The sequence below is a fragment of the Cohnella baijiui genome (genome assembly GCF_020731285.1).
GTDB lineage: Bacteria > Bacillota > Bacilli > Paenibacillales > Paenibacillaceae > Cohnella.
Genome location: NZ_JAJFOW010000544.1, coordinates 1 through 208, shown reverse-complemented (window position 1 = coordinate 208; position 208 = coordinate 1). Strand labels below are relative to the sequence as shown.

Here is a 208-nt window from a genome sequence, read left to right as displayed (position 1 = left end):
ACTGTGGTGCAGGGACCGAAGTATCTCGGATATGTAGGAGAGATTCGGCTGGTAGATCCCACGTTAATCACTGCGCTTAGTCAATCAGGCTTTATTCCGGTCATTGCACCGCTTGGCATGGATGTAGAAGGACAGATCTATAACATTAACGCCGATACTGCGGCTGGTGCTGTAGCGGGTGCGGTTGGCACGAAGCGGCTGATTATGG

Annotated in this window: 1 protein-coding gene; it reads left to right on the top strand. The window is 51.9% G+C overall.

Annotated features, from left to right (window positions below):
- The coding region (locus tag LKX83_RS33725; RefSeq protein WP_465249361.1) for an amino acid kinase family protein at positions 1-208 on the top strand (208 nt) is incomplete at both ends.